The following is a 20,503-nucleotide window of genomic DNA, read 5'->3' on the forward strand; positions in this document are numbered from 1 at the left end:
GGACGGTTGGAGCATTTCCTGGGCGGTTGGGTCAGGGGGTGCAAGACGTACCTCCGGTGTGGTGACTACCAGCCGGACGGGTCGCCGGCCGGTCCCACCGTTCCAACCGCAGGTGAACTGGGTGCCACGAGAAGGTCATCGTGGCTTGGACCGGGCGTGAAGACACGCTACCTATTGCTTCAAGCCGCCGTCCCCTATCGTGGGGCCATGCCCGAGATGCCCGAGGTGCAGGGACTCGTCGACTTCCTGCGGCTGAAACTCGTTCCGCCCGGCGCCGCGCCGGCCGTGATCGCGCAGGTGGAGGTGCTTTCCTTTTCCGTGCTGAAGACCGCGGGCGTGCCGCTGGAGGCGCTGGGCGGCGGGCCGGTGACCGGCGTCGAACGGCGGGGAAAGTTCATCGTCCTGACCGCCGGCGGCGCGCACCTGGTCGTGCACCTGGCCAAGGCCGGCTGGCTCCGGTGGTCCGACGCCCTGAAGCCCGGCCCGCTGCGGCCCGGCAAGGGGCCCATCGCGCTGCGCGTGCGCTTCGCGGCCGACGGCCCGGAGCAGCCGGGGTTCGACCTGACGGAGGCAGGCACCACCAAGTCGCTGGCGGTGTACGTCGTCGAGGATCCGCACGATGTGCCGGGCATCGCGCGGCTGGGCCCGGAGGCGCTCGACGTCGGCCACGAGGCCTTCGCACGCATGCTGGCGGCGCACAACGGCCAGCTCAAGCGCCTGCTGCGGGACCAGTCGGCGATCGCCGGGATCGGCAACGCGTACAGCGACGAGATCCTGCACGCGGCCCGGATTTCGCCCTTCGCCATCGCGTCGAAGCTCGGCCCCGACGAGGTGGCGCGGCAGTTCGAGGCCATGCGCGCGGTCCTGCAGTCCGCGGTCGCCGGCGCATCCGGCCGCCCGGCGACCGAACTCAAGGACTCCAAACGCCGGGCGATGCGCGTGCACGGCCGCACGGGGGAGGCCTGCCCGGTGTGCGGGGACACGGTGAGGGAGGTGTCCTTCGCGGACTCCTCGCTGCAGTATTGCCCGACCTGCCAGACCGGCGGAAAGCCGCTGGCGGACCGGAGGACGTCGAAGTTCCTCAGGTGAGCCGGGCAAGTGCCCAATCGGCGCGCAGGGCGATCCTCAGCCCGGGTACCCGGGCTGCACCGTGCGCCGGAAGGCCCGCTGATCGGATGCCGCGCGGGCCAGAGGGGACGCTCCTCCGAATTGTCCCCGCAAACATCAAACGTCTAATGTTTGGCGCATGGGTTCCGGGATCGGCGAGCAGCCGCGCAAAAGGTGGGCCGCGGGATTCCTGGCGATCGCCGCCGTCGTACTGGTGGGGCTGAATCTGCGCGGAGGCATCGCGTCTGCCGCCCCGCTGTTCCTGGACCTGCAGGAACGGCTCGGCTACGGCCCGTTCGTCGCGTCGCTGCTGCCCACCATTCCGGTGCTGTGCTTCGCGTTCGCCGGCGCGGCCACCGCCCGGCTGGTCCAGCGCGCGGGGCTCGAGCGCGCCATCGGCCTCGCGCTGCTCCTGCTCGTCGCCGGGCTGGCGGTCCGCGCGTTCGAATCCACCGGCGTCCTGCTCGCCGGAACGGTGATCGGCATGTGCGGGCTGGCGATCTGCAACGTCGCGATGCCGTCCTTCATCCGCGTGCACCACGCCCACCGCACGGCGGCCATGACCGCCACCTACACCGTCACCATGTCCGTCGGGGCGACCACTGCCGCGGCCGTCAGCGTCCCCGTGGCCGCGGGGCTCGGCTCGCCGACCCTCGGCTTGGCCGCCTGGGCAATGCCCGCGGCCGCGGCCCTGCTGCTGTTCCTGCCGCTGACCGTCCGCCGCACCCGCGTGCCCGGCCCCGCCACCGGGCACGTCTCGCCGTGGGCGATGCTCGCCACCCGCAAGGGACTGCTGTTCACCTCCGCGTTCGGCGTGCAGGCCCTGCTGGTCTACACCGTGATCAACTGGTTGCCGAACATCCTCATCGAACGCGGGCTGACCCCCGCGGAGGCCGGCTTCATGCTGGGGCTGCTGCAGTTCGTCGGGATCCCCGGCGTGGTGCTGCTGCTGTGGATGGCGGCGCGGACGCGGTTGCTGCGACCGGCGTTCATGCTGGTCTGCCTCTCCTCGCTGGCCGGGTTCACCGCCCTGCTGCTCCTCCCGGCCGGGTTCACCGCCGTGCCCGTCGTCCTGATGGGCTTCGGATTCGGGATCTTCCCGCTGATCATGCTGCTGATCAGCCGCAGCGGCGAGAGCGCGGAGGAGACCACCGCCCTGTCCACCGTGGCGCAGTCCGTCGGCTACCTGATCGCCGCGGCCGGGCCGTTCGGGCTGGGGCTGCTGCACGCCGGTCTGGGATCGTGGACGGTGCCGCTGGCCATCCTGGTGGTGCTGTCGGCCGTGCAACTGGTGCTCGGTTACCGGCTGAGCGGGGCGGGCAAGTGAGCGCGCCGCTGGGGGACGGGGTGACCGCGCTGCTGCGCGAGGCCGTTGCCTCCGGCCGCTGGCCCGTGGGGGAGCGGATCCCGCCGGAGCCGGAGCTCACCGCCGAGTTCGGGGTGTCCCGCGGGACGCTGCGCGAGGCGGTCCGGGCGCTGGCCCACGCGGGCATGCTGGAGGTGCGTCGCGGCGACGGAACCTACGTGCGCGCCGTCAGCGAATTCTGCGGGACCGCCCGGAAGGCCTACGGCCGCCACGCGGACGAACACGTGCTGCAGGTGCGCTTCGCCCTGGACACCCAGTCCGCCAGGCTCGCCGCCGCGCTGTCCGATGGCGCCGCCGTCGTGAGCCTGCGCGGGCTGCTGGAACGGCGTCGTGCGGCGTGGGAGGCCCGGGACTACGCGGCGTGGTCCGGCGCGGACTGGGAATTCCACCTCGCAGTGGCCGAGGCCTCCGGCAACCCGTTGCTGCACGAGCTCTACGCCAGCTTCGGCGACGTGTTCCACGGGACCAAGATGGCGCAGCGGCTGAGCGCGGGGTTCGACGGCCGCCAGCGGGCCGGCCACGAGGACCTGCTGGAGGCCATCGCGGCCGGCGACGGCGACGCGGCGGTGCGCACCGTCATCGCCAACCTGGACTACTGCCTGGGTTGGATGCCCCAGACGCCCTAGCGGCCGGCCGGAATCACCACGGAGCCGAGCGTCGCGAACTCCGCGGCGAACTCGGAATCCGGGCTCATGGCGACGGCGTCCGTCAGCCCGCCGGTCAGCACCAGCGAGCCCGCCGGGATGGTGATGCCGCGGCGGGCCAGCGAATTGGCGGCCAGCGCCAGCGCGGCGGCCGGGTGCCCCTGGACGGCGGCGCCGGTCGCGCGGTCCACCTCGCGGCCGTCGACCTTCACCACGACCTCCTCGGCCGCCAGGTCCAGGTCCCCGACGCCGAACGCCTGCTCCGAGACCACGAAGTACGACGACGACGCGTTGTCCGCGATCACGTCCGGCAGGCGGAAACGGAAATCGCGGAAGCGGCTGTCGATGATCTCGAAGCCCGCGTGGACGGTCGCGACGGCCGCGAGCGCGGTCTCGATGTCCACGTCCGGGCCGCGGAGGTCCTTGCCGAGCCGGAACACGATCTCCGGTTCCACGCGCGGGTGGATCAGGCGGCCGTACGGCGCCGGGGCGCCCGCCGGGATCCGCATCGCGTCCGTGACGACGGCGGTCAGCGGGCTCTCGATCCCCATGCGCTCCTGCTTCGCCCGCGAGGTCAGGCCGAGCTTGACGCCCACCACGCGCTCGCCGCCGGACAGCCGCAGCGCGATGAGTCGGTCCTGGATCGCGTACCCGGTCTCGGCGTCGAGCTCTGGCCACTCGTCGGTCAGCGGCTCGACGTCGGTGCGCGAGCGTTCGGCGCCCAGCAGATATTCGGCGGCGGTGTCGATGGTCCAGGCCATGGCGGGTTCTCCCGTGGTTCGGTGGGTTCGGTGCGGGCGTCTGAAATCAGGATAGGCTCCGGATCAGCCGAACCCGGCGAGTGTGAACCCCCGAGGAGACGTACATGCCGATCATCGAAGTCAAGGTCATTCAGGGCCGCGACCGCGCCGTCCTCGGTGCCGCGGCGAAGGAAATCGCGAAGGCCGCGGCCAAGGCGCTCGACGCTCCCTTGGACACCGTCCGGGTCCACGTCGTCGAGGTGGCTCCAGATCTGTGGGCCGTCGGAGACCGGCTGAAATCGGAGTGACCACACCCCTGACTACCGCTTGCGGGAGCCGGCGCCACATTGGACCCGCACTCCGGCTGGATGGCAAGCCACTAGCCGGCTGACTGCGCGGATTGCCGGGAAACCCCGCAATGTGGAGCCACTATGCACAGCGGCCGCCCAGACCGTGCCGCGAGTCTGGACCAATGTGGCGCCGGCTGTCCGGGGTGACCGGCCGGCCGCCTACCTTTTCTCGGCCAACCGCGCGGCCAGCAGCCCGCCGACGGTGAACGTCAGGGTGGCGGCCAACACCAGGAGCAGGGGAGCGGTCCAGCCGCCGGAGACCGTGTTGAGCCAACCGGCCAGCGGCGGCGCCACCGTGGCGGCCAGATACCCGGTGCCCTGGATGCGGGCCGAGAAGCCGGCGGCCTCGGCATCCGAGCCCGCGATGCGGGGGATGATGGAGAAGATGGCCGTGAAGCCGCCGCCCTGTGCCACTCCACCGATGATGGACCAGAACACGTATGCCTCCGGCGCGACGAGCAGCCCGATCGGCAGGGTAATCCAACAGGCCGCGACGGCGGCCATCGGCACCCACGCCCGGGACCGCGCGGCCAGCAGGGGCACCCCGAGCGCGCCGACGATCGCGGCGACCTGGAAGAGCGACGCCGCCGCCCCCGACGCGGCCAGGCCCAACCCGCGCGTCTCGGACAGCAGGAGCGGCAACCACGTGGTGGTGGCGTAGTAGGACGACGACTGGCCGCAGAACGCGAGGATCAAGAGGGCCACGATCCGCCGGTTCCGGGCCGCCTCGCGCGCCAACTGGGCGGCGGCCCCCGGCCCGTCGGCGGGGTCGGCCGTGGGCCGGCCCACGGTGTCCCGCGGACGTGCGAGTCCGGCGCGGGTCAGCTTCCGCCCCCACACCAGCCAGTACGCCAGGCCAGCGGCCGCCACCACGCCCCACGCGGCGATCGCCACGCGCCAGCCGACGATCTCCGCCAACGGCGCGGTGCCCAGCAGCACGGCCATCGAGCCGACGTTCATCGTCGCGGAGTACACGCCGGTCGCCGCGGACACCCGATTCCAGGGCACGTCGCGCCGGATCAGCACCGGCACCACGATGTTGCCCATCGTCATGGCGGCGCCGATCAGCACCGTGCCGGCCAGGACGACGGCGGAGGGCCCGGTCGAGCGGATCACGGTCCCGGCCAGCACGCCCGCCAGACACAGGAGCACCGTGGCCTCCGGCCCGAAGCGGCCGATGGTGCGCGTGGCAAGCGGGGTGGCGACGGCAAACAGGAACACGGGTAGGCCGGTGAGCAGCCCGGCGCCGATCGCGCTCAGGCCGGTGTCCACCCGGATGTCGCCGATCACCGCGGTGGGCGCGATGATCGGGGCGCGCAGGCTCAGGGCCAGCACCACGATTCCGACGATCACCCACGGCAACGCCGGGCGCAGGCTGGATGGGCGGTCCGTGGCGGGCTCCTTCTTCGGTGGTCTGTAAAAACCCTATGCCACGGCCCGCCCGGGGTAGCGGTCCGTGTCGCCGTCCTACCCGAGCGCCTCGGGATTCACGGCGTGCGGGGGAACGCCGCCGGCCGCCATCGCGATCGCGTTGAGCGCGCTCAGCCGGGACATCTCGGCGCGGACGGAGACGGTCGCGCTGCCGACGTGGGGGAGCAGCACCGTGTTGGGCAGCTCCGCCAGGCCCGGCGCGAGCCGCGGCTCGTCCTCGAACACGTCCAACCCGGCGCCCGCGATGGTCCCGGACCTCAGCGCCTCCACCAGCGCGGCCTCGTCGACGACCGGCCCGCGGGCCGTGTTGATCAGGATCGCCGAGTCCTTCATCCGCGCCAGCACGGATGCGTCCACCAGGTGCCGGGTATCCGCGTTCAGCGGCACGTGCAGGGACAGGAAGTCGCTGGCGGGAACCAGTTCCTCCCAGGAGACCTGCCGCACCCTCCCGGCGAACTCGCCGAGCTCGTCGTCGCCCACCACCCGGTGCCCCGGGGGACGCGGCGCGAACAGAACCTCCATGCCGAAGCCCAGCGCCCGCCGCGCGGTAGCCCGGGCGATGCGCCCGAAACCGGCCAGTCCCAGGGTCCGGCCGGAGACGTCGGAGCCGAGCATCAACTCGGGCTCCCACCCGTGGAAGCGCCCCGCACGCACGAACGCGTCCGCCTCCACCACGCGCCGCGCCGTGCCGAGGATCAGCAGCAGCGCGATGTCCGCCGTCGCGTCCGTCAGCACGCCCGGGGTGTTGCCCACCAAGATGCCGCGCGCGCTGGCCGCGGCGACGTCGATGTTGTTGTACCCGACCGCGAAGTTGGCGACACCCCTGATCTTCGCGGAGGCCAGCAGCGGTGCGTCGATCCGGTCGCCCAGTTGCGTCACGACGACGTCGTACTCCCCGCCCGCGCACAGCGCCGCGAGTTCGTCGTAGCCCGGCGACGCGGGAAGGACGGTGACGTCGCCGGCGGCCGCCAGCAACGATTGCGCCGGTTCGGGAACGGGAGTGGTGACCAGGAAACGTGGGCTCATGAATCCATCCTGCAACATCGGCCACGTGGGGCCTATAATGTGCGTGGGGAAGCACGCGGATGCCACCCATTGGCTGTGCCGGGGGGCTCTGTCTCCGATGGCGCCCTGCTTCCTGGAGACCGTGCATGAACCGCACGCCACAACGGCGCCGCATGACCGCCGTCGCATCCCTGACCCTCGCCTCGCTCGTCGCCGTGCTCCTGCAGGCCCTGCCCGCGCACGCGGAAACCCGCGCCGCCGAACCGCCGAAAGCCACCGAAGCCGCCCCCTGGATGCCGGATCGCGCCGCGGTCACCGACCGGATCATCGTGAAGTTCCACGCCGAGCCCGGCCGCAGCGCCGAGGCCCGCACGCAGGCGTACGGGCGCGCGGCCAAGGCCGTGGGCCTGCAGCGCGCGCAGTCGCCGCGCGAACTGCGTGGCACCGGCAACGGCGCGCGGGTGGTAAGGGTGCCGATGGCGGCCGCGGGTCGGAACATCGCCAAGCTTGTGGCCGAACTGGAGGCGGACCCGGCGGTCGCCTACGCGGAACCGGACACCATCATGTACCCCGCGGCCGCCCAACCCAACGACGAGTACTACGGCTACCAATGGAACCTCTGGGACCACGACGCCGGCATCCGCGCCGCCGACGCCTGGACCGCGACGCGCGGCGAGGGCGTGGTGGTGGCCGTCGTCGACACGGGCATCACCCCCCACCCGGACCTGGACGCCAACGTGCTTCCGGGGTACGACATGATCTCCGACGCTGCGAGCTCACGCGACGGGGACGGCCGCGACGCCGACCCGCGGGACGAGGGCGACTGGTACGAGCCCCTCGACTGCGGGTCCTACGACGCCGCCTCCATCTCCTCGTGGCACGGCACGCACGTCGCGGGGATCGTCGCGGCCCGCGCGGGCGACGGCCTCGGCGTCGCCGGCGTCGCCCCCGGTGCCAGCATCCTGCCCGTCCGCGCGCTCGGCGCCTGCGGCGGCTACACCTCGGACATCGCCGACGGAATCACTTGGGCCGCCGGCGGCGACGTGCCCGGCGTCCCGGCCAACGGCACGCCGGCGCGCGTCGTGAACCTGTCCCTCGGCGGCACCGCGACGTGCTCCGCCACGTTCCAGACGGCGATCGACGGCGCCACGGCGGCCGGCGCCGTGGTGGTCGTCGCGGCCGGAAACGAGACCGCCAACGCGGCGACCAGCAGTCCGGCCAACTGCGGCAACGTCATCGCCGTCGCCGCCAGCGGATCCCGCGGGGCGCTGGCCCCGTACTCCAACTTCGGCGCGCTGGTGGACGTCATGGCACCCGGCGGGGACATGGCCCGGTCCGACTTCGGCGGTGTGCTGTCCACGCTGAACGACGGCGACACCGTTCCGGGCGCGCCGGCCCACTACTTCTCCGCGGGCACGTCCATGGCCGCGCCGCACGTCGCGGGCACGGCGGCCCTGATGCTGGCGGCGGCGCCGTCGCTCACCCCCGCCCAGGTCGAAAGCCGCATCAAATCGGCCGCGCGGGCGGTTTCCTGCGCCAGCGGGTGCGGCGCCGGGCGGCTCGACGCGCCGAGGGCCCTGGGCATCGAAGCGACGCTCGGAACGGCGATGCGGCGCGGCACGACGACGGTGTTCGGCATCCCGAGCGTCGGCCGCACGCTGACCGCGCGGCCGGGGACGTGGGAGCCGGCCGACGCCGCGTTTACTTACCAGTGGTACTCCGACGGATTCCTGGTTTCCGGAGCCACGGGACGTCAGTACGTGGCGACCGAGGACGACTTCGGCACCGACATCACCGTGCGGGTCCGGGCCACCAAGACCGGCTACCGGACGCTCACGCAGCGGTCCGCCGACTTCGGGCCGATCCTGTACCCGCTGGCCACCTCGACGCCCACCGTATCGGGGACACGCACGGTCGGCCACACGCTGCGGGCCGTGCCGGGCACGTGGACCACGGGCACCTCCCTCACGTACCAGTGGTACCGGTCCGGCGTGGCGGTTTCCGGAGCGAAATACGCCACCCACCGCCTCACCGCGTCCGACGCCGGCAAGCGGCTTTCGGTCCGCGTCACCGGAAGGAAAACGGATCACACCACGGCGTCGCGCCTGTCCGCCGCCACCACCGCGGTGGCCAAGGGGACGCTGACGGGGGCCGTGCCGACCATCTCCGGGACGCGCAAGGTGGGGTACGCGCTCAAGGCCGTGCCCGGAACGTGGACCTACCGGACGACGCTGCGCTACCAGTGGTACCGCTCGGGCGTGGCGATCCCCGGCGCGACGTCCCAGTCCTACCGCCTGGCCGGGGCCGACGCGGGCAAGCGGATGGGCGTGCGGGTGACCGGAACCAAGACCGGCTACAACACGCTGTCCCGGTTGTCGGCGGCGACCGCGACGGTGGCCAAGGGGACACTGGTGGGCGCCACCCCCACCGTCTCCGGGACCGCCCGCGTCGGGTACACGCTGAAGGCGGTGCCCGGAACGTGGACGCCCAACACCACCCTGCGCTACCAGTGGTACCGTTCCGGCTACGCGATCCGGGGCGCGACCGGGCAGTCCTACCGGTTGGTCTCGGCGGACCGGTGGCGCACGCTCAAGGTCCGGGTGACCGGCCACAAGTTGGGCTACGTGTCCACCTACAGGACGTCGGCGGCGACCGCCACGGTCCGCTGACGAAAGGAATCCGGAACGGCGGCATGCCGTTCCGGATTCCTTTCGACGCTTTTTAGCTGGTCACAGGGGCGTGACGTACGACCCGGCGATGCCCCCATCGACCATGAACTGGCTCGCCGTGATGAACGAGGAGTCGTCCGAGGCCAGGAACGCCACGGCGGCGGCGAGTTCGTCGGGCTCCGCGAATCTTCCCAACGGGACATGCACCAGGCGGCGGGCGGCGCGCTCGGGATCCTTCGCGAACAATTCCCGCAACAGGGGAGTGTTCACCGGGCCAGGGCAGAGGGCGTTGACGCGGATCCCCTGACGGGCAAACTCGACTCCGAGCTCGCGGCTCATCGACAGCACCCCGCCCTTCGAAGCGGAGTAGGAGATTTGGGACGTCGCGGCGCCCATGACGGCGACGAACGACGCGGTGTTGATGATGGAGCCGCGGCCCTGGGCTTGCATGTACGGAATGACGTACTTGCAGCAGTAGTAGACGCTGGTCAGGTTCACCTCCTGCACCTTGCGCCAGGCATCGATTCCCGTGTCGAGGATGGAGGCGTCGTCGGCCGGGGAGATTCCCGCGTTGTTGAACGCGATGTCGACGCTGCCGTAGGCCTCGTTCGTGGCGCGGAAGACGTCTTTCACGTCGTCCTCCGACGTGACGTCCGTCCGCACGAACATGCCGCCGACGGCGTCCGCGGCCGCTTGGCCGACGTCGTCCGGGCAGATATCCGCGATGACGACCCGTGCCCCCTCGTGGGCCAGGCGCTTGGCCGTCGCGAACCCGATTCCGGAGGCGCCGCCGGTGATGACGGCGGAGCGCCCGGCCAGGCGGTTGCTGACGAGCCCGTTGTACGGTGCGGTTGCGTTCTCGGTCATGCTGGCTTCCTTCGTTAGAGGTGGATGGTTCGGCCCGCGTGGGCTAGTCGGTGGAGATGAAGACGTTCTTCAGCTCGGTGAAGGCGTCGAGCGCGTCGGGGCCCAGCTCCCGGCCCAACCCGGACTGCTTGACCCCGCCGAACGGTGTGGAATAGCGCACCGAGGCGTGGGAGTTGACCGACAGGTTTCCCGCCTCGACGCCGCGGCTGACACGCAGGGCTCGTCCGACGTCGCGCGTCCAGATGGAACCGGAAAGCCCGTAGGCCGAATCGTTGGCGATCCGCAGAGCGTCGGCCTCGTCGTCGAAGGGGACGACCGCGACCACGGGTCCGAAGATCTCCTCCTGCATGGCCCGCGCCCCGGAACCGTTGGGGGTCAAGACCGTCGGTGGGAACCAGAAGCCTCCTCCGGCGGGGGCGGTGCCCTGGAACGCGACCTCGCCGTTGGGACGGCCGTCGCCGCCGTAGACGAACGAGGACACCGCAGCGCGCTGCGCTTCCGAGATTAGGGGGCCCATCTGCGATTCCTCGTCGGAGGGGTCGCCGACGCGGTACGCCTTGACCGCGGGTTCGAGCAGGCCCAGGAACCTGTCGTAGACGCTTCGTTCCACGAGGATCCGGGATCGGGCGCAGCAGTCCTGGCCGGCGTTGTCGAACACGCCACCCGGTGCGCCCGCGGCTGCGGCTTCCACATCCGCGTCGGCGAACACGATGTTCGCGCTCTTGCCGCCAAGCTCCAGGGTGACCCGCTTCACCTGGTCCGCGCAGCCGGACATGATGCGTTTGCCGACTGCCGTGGAGCCGGTGAAGACCACCTTGCGGACGGCCGGGTGCGTGACGAAGCGTTCCCCGACCACGGACCCCTTGCCGGGTAAGACCGTGAAGACGCCCTCTGGGATCCCGGCCCGCAGGCCCAGTTCGCCCAGGCGGACGGCGGTCAGGGGGGTGAGTTCCGCCGGTTTGAGCACCACGGTGTTGCCCGCGGCCAAAGCCGGTGCGAAGCCCCAAGCGGCGATGGGCATCGGAAAGTTCCACGGGACGATGACGCCGACCACGCCCAGGGGTTCGTGGAAGGTCACGTTGACGCCGCCGGAGACAGGGATCTGTGCACCCGCGTGCCGCTCCGGCGCGGCCGAGTAGTAGGTCAATACGTCCCGCACGTTGCCCGCCTCCCAACGGGCGTTGCCGATGGTGTGGCCCGCGTTGGCCACTTCCAAGGCGGCCAGGTGCTCGAGGTCTCTTTCTACTTCCTCGGCGAATCGCCGCAAGAGGCGGGCCCGGTCCGCGGGAGCCACGGCACGCCACGTATGGAACGCTGCCGCGGCGGCCTCGATGGCACGGTCGGTGGCGCCGGCGTCGGCCATCTCGATGTCCTGCAGGGCTTCTCCGGTGGAAGGGTTCAGGACCGTGTGGATACTCATGCGTGGTTCACCTCAAACTGTTGGATGCGGTTGCGCGCGACGTCGACGAAGGCCTCGAAGAGGCGGGGATCGTCAGGGTTCTCCTCCGGATGGAACTGCACGCCCAGCGCCCAGCCGACGGCGGAGACGCACTCCACCGCCTCGATGGTTCCGTCCGATGCCCAGGCGGTGGCGCGCAGGCCCTCCGCCAGGGAATCGATCGACTGGTGGTGGTAGCACGGTGCGCTGGCCCGTTTCCCCAACACCTCGGCGGTGAGGCTTCCGGAAAGTGTGGCGAACTCGACGGTTCCGAAGACCCCCGGCGCGGGCTGGTAGTTGGAACCGGCGGCGAGGTCCGGCACGTGCTGGTGCAATGTGCCGCCGAGTGCGACGTTCAGGATCTGCGCGCCCCGGCAGATGGCGAAGAGGGGCACCCCGGAGTCCAGTGCCGCTCGGGTGAGCTCCAGGTCGTGCCGATCGCGGTCGGTTTGGGAGCGCGTGAGCGGATGTGGGGCGGCCCCGTAGTTTGCGGGATCCACGTCGGCTCCGCCGACGACGATCAGACCGTCCAGCACCTCCAGGACGGCGGGGTCGGTGCCGACGGGCGGCAAGAGGACCGGCGTGCCACCGGCAGCGACGACGCCCGTGACATACTTCCCCGGAACTATCGCAGCCGTGTTGTTCCAGACGCCCCAGGACGCCTCCTGCCAGTAGGTGGTCAGGCCGATGCGCGGCCTGCGGCCCGGTCGGGTTGGTGTTCCCATTAGTGCCGCTCGAATCCGCGGCGGACTTCCCAGTCGGTCACCGCGGCGTTGTACTGCGCGATCTCCACGTCCGCGTAGTGCGTGTAGTGCGCCACGACGTCCTCTCCGAAGACCTCGCGGGCGATGGCCGAGGAACTGAAGAGTTCGCGCGCCTCCGCCATGGTGTGCGGTACGTGTTCGGCGTCCGAGGCGTAGGCGTTGCCCTCCATGATGGGCGGCAGCTCCAGTTTGTTCTCGATCCCGTAGAGGCCGCCGGCGAGCATCGCCGCGAGGGCCAGATAGGGGTTGGCGTCGGCGCCTGGCAGCCGGTTTTCCATGCGGGCGGATGCGCCCTGTCCCACGAGCCGGACGGAGCAGCTGCGGTTGTCCAGCCCCCATGCGACGGCGGTCGGCGCGAACGAACCTTCGGCGAAGCGCTTGTAGGAGTTGATGTTGGGGGCGTAGAGGAGCGTGAATTCGCGCATGGTCGCCAGTACGCCCGCGATGAAGTGGTTGTAGAGCGCCGTGCGCTCGCCGGATTCGGCGTCCCAGAAGGCCAGCGCCCCGTCCAACCCCCTCAGCGACATGTGGATGTGGCAGGAGGAGCCCTCTCGCTCGTTGGGCTTGGCCATGAAGGTGACCGACTGCCCGCGCTGGGCCGCCATCTGCTTGGCGGACAGCTTGTAGAAGGTGTGGTTGTCGGCGGTGGTGACGACGTCGTCGTACTTGAATGCGATCTCGTGTTGTCCGAAGTTGCATTCGCCCTTGGCGGATTCGACCATCATCCCCGCCTCGTACATGGCGTTGCGGATGTCCCGCAACAGGGGTTCGACCCGCATGGACCCCAGAACGGAATAGTCCACGTTGTAGAGGTTGGCGGGCGTCAGATCCAGATAGTGGCCCTTCTGGGCGTCCTCGTAGCTGGTGTTGTAGACCATGAACTCCAGTTCCGTCCCGGCCACGGCCCGCATGCCGTGTTGGGCCGCCCGCTCCTGCTGGGTACGCAACAGGCTGCGCGGTGAAACCGCCACGCGCTCGCCGGTCGTGTAGTTCAGGTCCGATTGGATCAGTGCCGTCTTCTCCAGGTACGGCACCCGGCGGATCGATTCGAGGTCCAGGTCGAAGACCATGTCCCCGTAGCCGGTGTCCCAGCTGGACATCGTGTACCCCTCGACGGTGTTCATGTCCGTGTCGACGGCGAGCAGGTAGTTGCAGGCCTCGGTGCCGTGGTCCAGCACCGAGTCAAGGAAGAAGCGGCCGTGGACCACCTTTCCCTGCAGGCGGCCCTGCATGTCGGTGAAGGCCAGGATGACGCTGTCGATCTCACCGGACCGGATGTCGGCGCAGAGCCGCTCGACGGTGAGCATCCTTTCGCTGCGGGGGTGTTTGGTGGTGGCTTCCGTGGTGGCGTTGCTCATGGGTGCGGTCTTTCCTTTGGAGGGACGGGGCGGCACGGGGGTTATTTAAGGGATTTCTCGGAGTCCTCGAGGAGCGCGAACTCCTCTTCCGGGGCGCTGGCCACCAGGTGGTGGCGGCTGTAGAACCAGAAGTAGGCGATGGCGAGCAGGAAGACGCCGGCGGTGATGCTGGCCGCGTAGACGTCGACCACGAACGTCGCGACCAGCGCGACGACGGCCAGGACCAGCGCGATGCCGGTGGTGACGACGCCTCCGGGAGTCCGGTAGCCGCGCTCTAGGTGGGGCTCCCTGACGCGAAGCATGATGTGGCTGAGGTTCAGCAGCACGTAGGAGACGGTTGCGCCGAAGACGGCGATGTTGATCAGGAGCCCACCGTTGCCGGTCGCGGCAGCGAGGATGAAGCCCACCGTGCCGGGAACAATGAGCGCGACCCACGGGGTGTGTCGCGAGGACGTGACGGACATGAAACGGGGCAGGTAGCCGGCGCGGGAGAGGGCGAACAGTTGCCGGGAGTACGCATAGACGATCGAGAAGAAGCTGGCGACAAGGCCGGCCAGTCCCGCGTAGTTGACGATGTCCGCCAGGACGGAGTCGCCACCGGCAACCGCGCGCAGCGCCTCGGGCAATGGCGAGTCCGATTCGCCCATGGCGGCGGCGCCGGCCGTACCCGGAACGAGCACCAGCATGGCGGCACCGAACACCAGCAGGATCATCATGGCCGCGATGATGCCCCGTGGCATGTCCTTCTTGGGGTTGGAGGATTCCTCGGCGGCCAGGGGAACGCCTTCGACGGCCAGGAAGAACCAAATTCCGAAGACCAGGGCCGCGAGCACGCCGGAGAAACCGAAGGGCAGGAAGGCGCTGGATCCGGTTGAGCCGTCCGGGACGATGTCGAAAAGGTTCGCGGCATTGAAATGGGGAGCCAGGCCAATCACTGTGAGCACCAATGCGACGACGGCGATTGCGGTGATCCCAAACATCACCTTGAGCGCCTCGCCCACACCCCACAGGTGGATGCCGATGAACACCACGTACGTGACCAGATAGACCGGCCAGGAGTTGGTCAGGCCGAAGAGCCCCAGTGCCTCGATGTAGCCGCCGATGAACGTCGCGATGGCCGCAGGGGCCACCGCGTATTCGATCAGGACCGCCATTCCGGTGGCGAAACCGCCGAGTGGTCCTAGCGCCCGCCGGGCGAAGCCGTACCCCGCGCCCGCAGTGGGGAGGGTCGATGACATTTCCGCGAGTCCGTACACCATGCACGTGTACATGAGCCCCATCAGGACGAATGCGATGAGTAGTCCACCCCAACCGCCGACGGCGAGTCCGAGGTTCCAGCCGGAGAAGTCGCCGGAGATGACGTATGCGACCCCGAGTCCGGCCAGCAGGATCCACCCGGCGGCGCCCTTTTTGAGCTGGCGGTGCTTCATGTAGTCGGCGCCTACGGTGCCGTAGTCGATGTGGGATGAGCGTTCCATAGGTCGCCTCGCTGATCGGTGTTATCGGAAGTGCGATGTCCAACTACTCAAGCGTCACCACCACTCAATGGAATGGTTTTAGACCTTTGAATTGTGTCGATTGTGACTCAGGTCGCGGGTTTAGGTCAAGAGGGATTGAAGTATTAGCCACTAAAGGCACGAATGTGAACCATTGACGATGGCTATATGGGTTGGGATTAGTCGCTTAATGACATGCTGGGGGCATGGAGGAGCCGCTGCCCGAATTCCGGGAACCAGATCCGCGATATCGCCTGCTCGGGTCCGTGCGTCGGGGCAATGCCTTCGAGGACACGGTGGAGCACTTGCTGCGCGGCATCAAGCTGGGGATTTTCGCTCCAGGGGAACGTCTGCCCGCGGAGCGGGAGTTGGCGGAGGCGCTGGGCGTTTCGAGGGCAACTCTCCGCGATGCCCTCGCGGAGCTCCAGAAGGCCGCGTTCATCACCATCCAAAGGGGCCGTTACGGCGGGGCCGTGGTGTCGCGGAACATGCCGGCACCCAAGGGCGGACTCTTGGATAGCAGCGACCAGAGGCTCGTGGAGGATGTCCTTGTCTTCCGCGCGGTTGTGGAGCCGGCCGCCGCCGGCCGGGCAGCGTCCTCGGCACTCACCGCGGAACAGCGCACGCGACTGATGCATGCCCTGCGCGAGGTTTCCTCCGCTGAGCCAAACCAATACCGGCCGCTCGACGCCCGGCTTCATGTGGCCATTGCGGAGGCCTCCGGATCGACCATGCTAGCTGGCGCCGTCGCCGAGGCGCGGGCGGCCACTAGCGAACTGTTGGACCGCATTCCGTTCCTCCCACGGAACATCCAACATTCGAATGAACAGCATCAGGCGATCGTCGAAGCGGTACTGGAGGGTGATTCGGTGCGCGCCGAGGCGCTGATGGCGGAGCATCTGGAGGGGACTGCCGCGCTGTTGCGCGGGTTCCTTGCCGACCCGGCGCGCGTCAACTCGACCGGCTAGACGGAGGATGGGCCGAACGCCCGCGCCTGGCTGCACCGGTTGTGCTCCATGAGGATGCCGAGGGCCAGCGTGATGTTGGTGGGGCTGGATGGCTTCGACGATGTCCCGACAGCTTTCGGTCAGATCCGCGATGAGTGTCGCCAACGAAGCGAGACCGAGGCCTGGTGCGCGTAGCGCAGGGCCGCCGGGTGTCCGCGGCGGTATCCGGCACGTTGATCGCCTCGTGGCTGGTGGCGGCCGCCAGGCAGGGGCCGGTTCCGATCTGCGGCGGCCCCGGAATCCAGCGGTGGGCGCTGGACGTCGTCCATGCCGTCCCGGCGGTTGTGGACTGGTCCAGCGAGGCCGCGAACTCGCGGTCCTTGTCTGTCATCTGTCCCCAGTGAACGCCCGATACCCCGGGAAGGCAAGCGACTCCGAACCGGACGTCACGATTCGGACACACAACGTGACCGCAGTCACAAACTCCAGTATCCTTTCGATGGAAGAACCCGAGGGGGAGCGATTGCGCCACCTCGCCAAGGGTCGCCGTCCTGACCACAGCTAGCGCTGGTTCACCAGCCTGGATCGGGACCAAGCTACCCTTCCACCCACCGCAGGGCCCCCACCCGCGGACCGCCGGTACCGACAACGAGGTCGTTCTCCGGACGGATCCGCGGGCAGGGGCCCGCGTGCTGCCTTCCCCTAGTTCTTCACGTAACCGTTCGGGTTGAGCACGTACTTGGTGGCGGCCCCGGCGTCGAACTCGGCGTAGCCCCGCGGGGCGTCGTCCAGGCCGATCGCCTTCGCGTTGACCGCCTTGGCGATCTGGATCCGGTCGTGCAGGATCGCCATCATCAGCTGGCGGTTGTACTTCATGACCGGGCATTGCCCGGTGGTGAAGGACAGCGACTTCGCCCAGCCCGTGCCCAGCGAGATGGACAGCGAGCCGACCTTGGCCTCCTCCGTGGCCGCTCCCGGGTCCCCGGTGACATAGAGCCCCGGGATACCGAGCGCGCCGCCGGCCGCCGTGATGGACATCAGGGAGTTCAACACGGTCGCGGGCGCCTCCTCCGCCTCCTTGCCGTGCCCGTGGCCGCGGGCCTCGAAGCCCACCGCGTCGACGCCGCAGTCGACCTCCGGCACGCCCAGGAGCTGTTCGATCTGGTCCGCGGGATCGCCGGCGCCGACGTTGATGGTCTCGCAGCCGAACGACCGCGCCTGCGCCAGCCGCTCGTCGTTCATGTCGCCGACGATGACGACGGCGGCGCCCAGCAGTTGCGCGCTGGCCGCGGCGGCGAGGCCCACGGGCCCCGCGCCTGCGACGTAGACGGTGGATCCCACGGTCACGCCGGCGGTGGTGGCCCCGTGGAACCCGGTGGGAAGGATGTCGGAGAGCATGGTCAGGTCCATGATCTTCTCCAGCGCCTGGTCCCGGTCCGGGAACTTCAGCAGGTTCCAGTCCGCATAGGGAACCAGCACGTACTCCGACTGGCCGCCGACCCAGCCGCCCATGTCCACGTAGCCGTACGCGCTGCCCGGGCGGTCCGGGTTCACGTTCAGGCAGATCCCGGTCTTGCGCTCCTTGCAGTTCCGGCACCGTCCGCAGGAGATGTTGAAGGGGACGGAGCAGATGTCGCCGACCTTGATGAATTCGACGTCGGGCCCCACCTCGATCACCTCGCCGGTGATCTCATGGCCCAGGACCAGGTCCACCGGGGCCGTGGTGCGTCCGCGCACCATGTGCTGGTCGGACCCGCAGATGTTGGTGGTGACGGTCTTCAGGATGACCCCGTGGGAAACCTTGCGCCCGATGTTCGCCGGATTCACCCCCGGCCCGTCCTGCAGTTCGAAGGTCGGGTAGGGGGTGTCGATGACCTCGACCTTGCCAGGCCCCTTGTAGGCAACGGCTCTGTTTCCTGCCATGGGATTTCATCCTTCTCTTGTTGTGGGTTGTGTATTGGTGTGTTTCCCGGTCCGCAGTGCGGACCGCGGCTATTTGACGTCGTCGTCGACCCAGTCCAGGGTCTTGGTGACGGCCTTCTTCCACAGGCGGTACTGTCGCTCGCGCTCGTTGGATTCCATCACGGGGCTCCAGCGGTTGCCTTCGCGCCAGTTCGCCACGACGTCCGCCTCGCCGTCCCAGAAGCCGACGGCGATGCCCGCCGCGTAGGCGGCGCCGAGCGCCGTCGTCTCCGCGACCTCCGGCCGCACGACATCGACGTCGAGCAGGTCCGCCTGGAACTGCATGAGCAGCTCGTTGGCGACCATTCCGCCGTCGACCCGCAGTTCGGTGAGGTCGACGCCGGAGTCGGCGTTCATGGCGTCGAGCACCTCCTTGGTCTGGAACGCGGTGGCCTCCAGCGCGGCGCGAGCGATGTGGTTCTTGTTGACGAAGCGCGTCAGCCCGACCAGCGCGCCGCGCGCGTCGGCGCGCCAGTGCGGCGCGAAAAGACCGGAGAACGCCGGCACGAAGTACGCGCCGCCGTTGTCCTCCACCTTGTTGGCGTAGTACTCGATGTCCTGGGACTCCTCGAACAATCCCAGGTTGTCCCGCAGCCACTGCACCAGGGAGCCGGTGACGGCGATCGCCCCCTCCAACGCGTACACCTGCGGGGCGTCCCCGATCTTGTAGCAGACCGTGGTGAGCAGGCCGTTCTTGCTGGCCACCGGCTCGGTGCCGGTGTTGAGCAGCATGAAGTTGCCCGTCCCGTAGGTGTTCTTCGCCGTGCCCTTCTCGAAGCACGCCTGGCCGAACGTGGCCGCCTGCTGGTCGCCGAGGATGCCGGCGATCGGCACGTCCGGGACCATGCCGCGCTTGCGGCCGTGGCCGTACACCTCCGAGGACGATTTGATCTCCGGGAGCATCGAGAGGGGGATGCGCATGTCCGCGGCGATGTCCTCATTCCACGTCAGGGAGTCGATGTTCATCAACATGGTGCGGGACGCGTTGGTGACGTCGGTGACGTGCACGCCGCCGTCGGTGCCGCCGGTCATGTTCCAGAGGACCCACGTGTCCGTGTTGCCGAAGAGCAGGTCCCCGCGCTCGGCCGCCTCGCGGGCGCCCTCCACGTTGTCCAGGATCCACGTGATCTTCGGCCCCGAGAAGTAGGTGGCCAGCGGCAGGCCGACCCGGGACTTGTACTTCTCCGGCCCCTCGTCCCCGCCGAGCTCCTCGACGATCTTCTGGGTGCGCGTGTCCTGCCAGACGATCGCGTTGTAGACCGGCTTGCCCGTGGTCTTGTCCCACACCACGGTGGTCTCGCGTTGGTTGGTGATGCCGACCGCCGCGAGGTCGGTGTGCGGGATGTTGCCGCGGGTCAGGGCGAGGCCCACCGCCTCGCGGACGTTGTTCCAGATCTGCTCCGGGTTGTGCTCCACCCACCCGGCGCGCGGGAAGATCTGGTCGTGCTCCAGCTGTCCGACCGAGTGGATGGTTCCCTCGTGCGTGAAGACGATGGCCCGGGAGCTGGTGGTGCCCTGATCGATCGCGAGGACGTACTTGGTGCTCATGGCGCTTCCTTTTCGCTTGCTGTGCGGGTGCGGGTGGGGGCGGGCATCAGGCGACGCCGGCGGCCAGCAGGCCACCGAGGACGCCGCCGATCAGCGGCCCGACGACGGGGACCCACGAATAGCCCCAGTCGCTGGTGCCCTTGCCCTTGATGGGCAGGAGTGCGTGGACGATGCGCGGGCCGAGGTCGCGGGCGGGGTTGATGGCGTAGCCGGTGGGGCCGCCCAGGCTCAGGCCGATGCCGACGACGAGCATCGCCACGGCCAGGGGGCCGAGCTCGTGCGGCGAGTTGGCGAACTGGAGGATGACGAACACCAGCACAAACGTCCCCAGGATCTCGGTGACGAGGTTCCAGCCGTAGGAGCGGATGGCGGGGCCGGTGGAGAAGACCGCGAGCTTCGTGGCCGGATCGGCGTCCTCGTCGAAGTGCTTCTTATAGGCGAGGTAGGCCAGCGCGGCGCCGACCATGGCCCCGACCAGCTCACCGCTGAAGTACACCAGGGTGTTCACGAGGTTCACCGGGACGCCCTCGGCGAAGTTCTCCTGGCCGTTGGCGATGATCCCGACCGTGACGGCCGGATTCAGGTGCGCCCCAGACCTCCAGGCGCCGAAGACGCCGGCGAAGACGCCGAGTCCCCAGCCGAACGCTATGACGATCCAGCCCCCGTTGAATCCCTTGTTCAGGGGTAGGACGACGTTGGCGACGACGCCCGCGCCAAGCAGGATCAGGAGTCCCGTCCCCATCACCTCGGATAGAAAGATTTGCCATAAGGTGACTTCCATTGTCTCCCTCTCTCGCGGACTTCTTTGTCC

18 protein-coding genes are annotated in these 20,503 nt (G+C 69.4%); 7 read left to right on the plus strand and 11 right to left on the minus strand.

What is annotated here, in order from left to right:
• Nucleotides 1-207 precede the first annotated feature (207 nt).
• The 3 genes from ACHAAJ_RS12990 to ACHAAJ_RS13000 all read left to right on the plus strand — a co-directional run bounded on the left by ACHAAJ_RS12990 (nt 208) and on the right by ACHAAJ_RS13000 (nt 3,099).
• A complete protein-coding gene (locus ACHAAJ_RS12990) occupies nt 208-1,089 on the plus strand; it encodes an Fpg/Nei family DNA glycosylase (protein ID WP_435728613.1) in 882 nt (293 codons plus the stop codon).
• A 157-nt stretch (nt 1,090-1,246) separates the two neighbouring features.
• On the plus strand, nt 1,247-2,434 hold the full coding sequence (locus tag ACHAAJ_RS12995; protein ID WP_435728614.1) for an MFS transporter: 1,188 nt from the start codon (nt 1,247-1,249) through the stop codon (nt 2,432-2,434).
• Nucleotides 2,431-3,099, plus strand: coding sequence for a FadR/GntR family transcriptional regulator (locus ACHAAJ_RS13000; RefSeq protein WP_435728615.1), 669 nt, complete (start codon nt 2,431-2,433; stop codon nt 3,097-3,099). Before ACHAAJ_RS12995 ends, ACHAAJ_RS13000 begins: the two co-directional genes overlap by 4 nt.
• Here ACHAAJ_RS13000 and ACHAAJ_RS13005 read toward each other — a convergent pair.
• A complete protein-coding gene (locus ACHAAJ_RS13005; RefSeq protein ID WP_435728616.1) occupies nt 3,096-3,878 on the minus strand; it encodes a 2-keto-4-pentenoate hydratase in 783 nt (260 codons plus the stop codon). The genes ACHAAJ_RS13000 and ACHAAJ_RS13005 overlap by 4 nt on opposite strands.
• 104 nt (nt 3,879-3,982) lie before the next feature.
• Between ACHAAJ_RS13005 and ACHAAJ_RS13010 the strand changes: the two genes are divergently transcribed.
• The gene (locus ACHAAJ_RS13010; protein WP_435728617.1) at nt 3,983-4,165 is read left to right on the plus strand and encodes a tautomerase family protein; all 183 of its coding nucleotides are present in this window, start codon (nt 3,983-3,985) and stop codon (nt 4,163-4,165) included.
• A 201-nt stretch (nt 4,166-4,366) separates the two neighbouring features.
• Here ACHAAJ_RS13010 and ACHAAJ_RS13015 read toward each other — a convergent pair whose 3' ends face one another.
• Together ACHAAJ_RS13015 and ACHAAJ_RS13020 are read right to left on the minus strand one after the other, a co-directional pair.
• Nucleotides 4,367-5,569 (minus strand): MFS transporter, encoded by a 1,203-nt coding sequence (locus ACHAAJ_RS13015; RefSeq protein WP_435728618.1) that lies wholly within the window; start codon nt 5,567-5,569, stop codon nt 4,367-4,369.
• Between the two features lie 105 nt (nt 5,570-5,674).
• Nucleotides 5,675-6,664, minus strand: coding sequence for a 2-hydroxyacid dehydrogenase (locus ACHAAJ_RS13020; protein WP_435728619.1), 990 nt, complete (start codon nt 6,662-6,664; stop codon nt 5,675-5,677).
• Between the two features lie 125 nt (nt 6,665-6,789).
• Between ACHAAJ_RS13020 and ACHAAJ_RS13025 the strand changes: the two genes are divergently transcribed.
• Nucleotides 6,790-9,312, plus strand: coding sequence for a S8 family serine peptidase (locus ACHAAJ_RS13025; protein ID WP_435728620.1), 2,523 nt, complete (start codon nt 6,790-6,792; stop codon nt 9,310-9,312).
• Nucleotides 9,313-9,372: 60 nt separating this feature from the next.
• Here the strand turns inward: ACHAAJ_RS13025 and ACHAAJ_RS13030 are convergent, their stop codons facing one another.
• Genes ACHAAJ_RS13030 through eat form a run of 5 tightly spaced genes read right to left on the minus strand, consistent with a single transcriptional unit; the run spans nt 9,373 to nt 15,217 of the window.
• A complete protein-coding gene (locus ACHAAJ_RS13030; RefSeq protein ID WP_435728621.1) occupies nt 9,373-10,179 on the minus strand; it encodes a 3-oxoacyl-ACP reductase in 807 nt (268 codons plus the stop codon).
• Nucleotides 10,180-10,222: 43 nt separating this feature from the next.
• Nucleotides 10,223-11,599, minus strand: a complete 1,377-nt coding sequence (locus tag ACHAAJ_RS13035) for an aldehyde dehydrogenase family protein (RefSeq protein ID WP_435728622.1) — start codon at nt 11,597-11,599, stop codon at nt 10,223-10,225.
• Nucleotides 11,596-12,342 carry a gamma-glutamyl-gamma-aminobutyrate hydrolase family protein gene (locus ACHAAJ_RS13040; protein WP_435728623.1) on the minus strand — a complete coding sequence of 249 codons (747 nt, stop codon included), beginning with the start codon at nt 12,340-12,342 and terminating at the stop codon, nt 11,596-11,598. The genes ACHAAJ_RS13035 and ACHAAJ_RS13040 overlap by 4 nt, the downstream gene beginning before the upstream one ends.
• Nucleotides 12,342-13,739 carry a glutamine synthetase family protein gene (locus ACHAAJ_RS13045; protein ID WP_435728624.1) on the minus strand — a complete coding sequence of 466 codons (1,398 nt, stop codon included), beginning with the start codon at nt 13,737-13,739 and terminating at the stop codon, nt 12,342-12,344. The genes ACHAAJ_RS13040 and ACHAAJ_RS13045 overlap by 1 nt, the downstream gene beginning before the upstream one ends.
• A 41-nt stretch (nt 13,740-13,780) precedes the next feature.
• Nucleotides 13,781-15,217, minus strand: a complete 1,437-nt coding sequence (eat, locus tag ACHAAJ_RS13050; protein ID WP_435728625.1) for an ethanolamine permease — start codon at nt 15,215-15,217, stop codon at nt 13,781-13,783.
• Between the two features lie 224 nt (nt 15,218-15,441).
• Between eat and ACHAAJ_RS13055 the strand changes: the two genes are divergently transcribed.
• A complete protein-coding gene (locus tag ACHAAJ_RS13055) occupies nt 15,442-16,203 on the plus strand; it encodes a FadR/GntR family transcriptional regulator (protein ID WP_435728626.1) in 762 nt (253 codons plus the stop codon).
• 164 nt (nt 16,204-16,367) lie between these two features.
• Nucleotides 16,368-16,586 (plus strand): hypothetical protein, encoded by a 219-nt coding sequence (locus ACHAAJ_RS13060; RefSeq protein WP_435728627.1) that lies wholly within the window; start codon nt 16,368-16,370, stop codon nt 16,584-16,586.
• A 298-nt stretch (nt 16,587-16,884) separates the two neighbouring features.
• Here the strand turns inward: ACHAAJ_RS13060 and fdhA are convergent, their stop codons facing one another.
• From fdhA to ACHAAJ_RS13075, 3 genes are all read right to left on the minus strand, one after another.
• Nucleotides 16,885-18,105: a formaldehyde dehydrogenase, glutathione-independent gene (gene fdhA, locus ACHAAJ_RS13065; RefSeq protein ID WP_435728628.1), complete on the minus strand. Its 1,221-nt coding sequence runs from the start codon at nt 18,103-18,105 to the stop codon at nt 16,885-16,887.
• Between the two features lie 69 nt (nt 18,106-18,174).
• Nucleotides 18,175-19,692 carry a glycerol kinase GlpK gene (gene glpK / locus ACHAAJ_RS13070; RefSeq protein WP_435728629.1) on the minus strand — a complete coding sequence of 506 codons (1,518 nt, stop codon included), beginning with the start codon at nt 19,690-19,692 and terminating at the stop codon, nt 18,175-18,177.
• A 46-nt stretch (nt 19,693-19,738) separates the two neighbouring features.
• Nucleotides 19,739-20,473: an MIP/aquaporin family protein gene (locus ACHAAJ_RS13075; protein WP_435728630.1), complete on the minus strand. Its 735-nt coding sequence runs from the start codon at nt 20,471-20,473 to the stop codon at nt 19,739-19,741.
• Between the last annotated feature and the right edge of the window lie 30 nt (nt 20,474-20,503).

Source organism: Arthrobacter arnarulunnguaqae (assembly GCF_051262515.1).
In the GTDB taxonomy this organism is placed as follows: Bacteria; Actinomycetota; Actinomycetes; order Actinomycetales; family Micrococcaceae; genus Arthrobacter_N.

What these genes read in the sequence shown, in the direction of transcription:
- ACHAAJ_RS12990 (WP_435728613.1), top strand. Translation starts at nt 208, where the DNA reads ATGCCCGAGATGCCCGAGGTGCAGGGACTCGTCGACTTCCTGCGGCTG.
- ACHAAJ_RS12995 (WP_435728614.1), top strand. Translation starts at nt 1,247, where the DNA reads ATGGGTTCCGGGATCGGCGAGCAGCCGCGCAAAAGGTGGGCCGCGGGA.
- ACHAAJ_RS13005 (WP_435728616.1), bottom strand. Translation starts at nt 3,878, where the DNA reads ATGGCCTGGACCATCGACACCGCCGCCGAATATCTGCTGGGCGCCGAA.
- ACHAAJ_RS13010 (WP_435728617.1), top strand. Translation starts at nt 3,983, where the DNA reads ATGCCGATCATCGAAGTCAAGGTCATTCAGGGCCGCGACCGCGCCGTC.
- ACHAAJ_RS13020 (WP_435728619.1), bottom strand. Translation starts at nt 6,664, where the DNA reads ATGAGCCCACGTTTCCTGGTCACCACTCCCGTTCCCGAACCGGCGCAA.
- ACHAAJ_RS13025 (WP_435728620.1), top strand. Translation starts at nt 6,790, where the DNA reads ATGAACCGCACGCCACAACGGCGCCGCATGACCGCCGTCGCATCCCTG.
- ACHAAJ_RS13030 (WP_435728621.1), bottom strand. Translation starts at nt 10,179, where the DNA reads ATGACCGAGAACGCAACCGCACCGTACAACGGGCTCGTCAGCAACCGC.
- ACHAAJ_RS13035 (WP_435728622.1), bottom strand. Translation starts at nt 11,599, where the DNA reads ATGAGTATCCACACGGTCCTGAACCCTTCCACCGGAGAAGCCCTGCAG.
- ACHAAJ_RS13040 (WP_435728623.1), bottom strand. Translation starts at nt 12,342, where the DNA reads ATGGGAACACCAACCCGACCGGGCCGCAGGCCGCGCATCGGCCTGACC.
- ACHAAJ_RS13045 (WP_435728624.1), bottom strand. Translation starts at nt 13,739, where the DNA reads ATGAGCAACGCCACCACGGAAGCCACCACCAAACACCCCCGCAGCGAA.
- eat (WP_435728625.1), bottom strand. Translation starts at nt 15,217, where the DNA reads ATGGAACGCTCATCCCACATCGACTACGGCACCGTAGGCGCCGACTAC.
- ACHAAJ_RS13055 (WP_435728626.1), top strand. Translation starts at nt 15,442, where the DNA reads ATGGAGGAGCCGCTGCCCGAATTCCGGGAACCAGATCCGCGATATCGC.
- fdhA (WP_435728628.1), bottom strand. Translation starts at nt 18,105, where the DNA reads ATGGCAGGAAACAGAGCCGTTGCCTACAAGGGGCCTGGCAAGGTCGAG.
- glpK (WP_435728629.1), bottom strand. Translation starts at nt 19,692, where the DNA reads ATGAGCACCAAGTACGTCCTCGCGATCGATCAGGGCACCACCAGCTCC.
- ACHAAJ_RS13075 (WP_435728630.1), bottom strand. Translation starts at nt 20,473, where the DNA reads ATGGAAGTCACCTTATGGCAAATCTTTCTATCCGAGGTGATGGGGACG.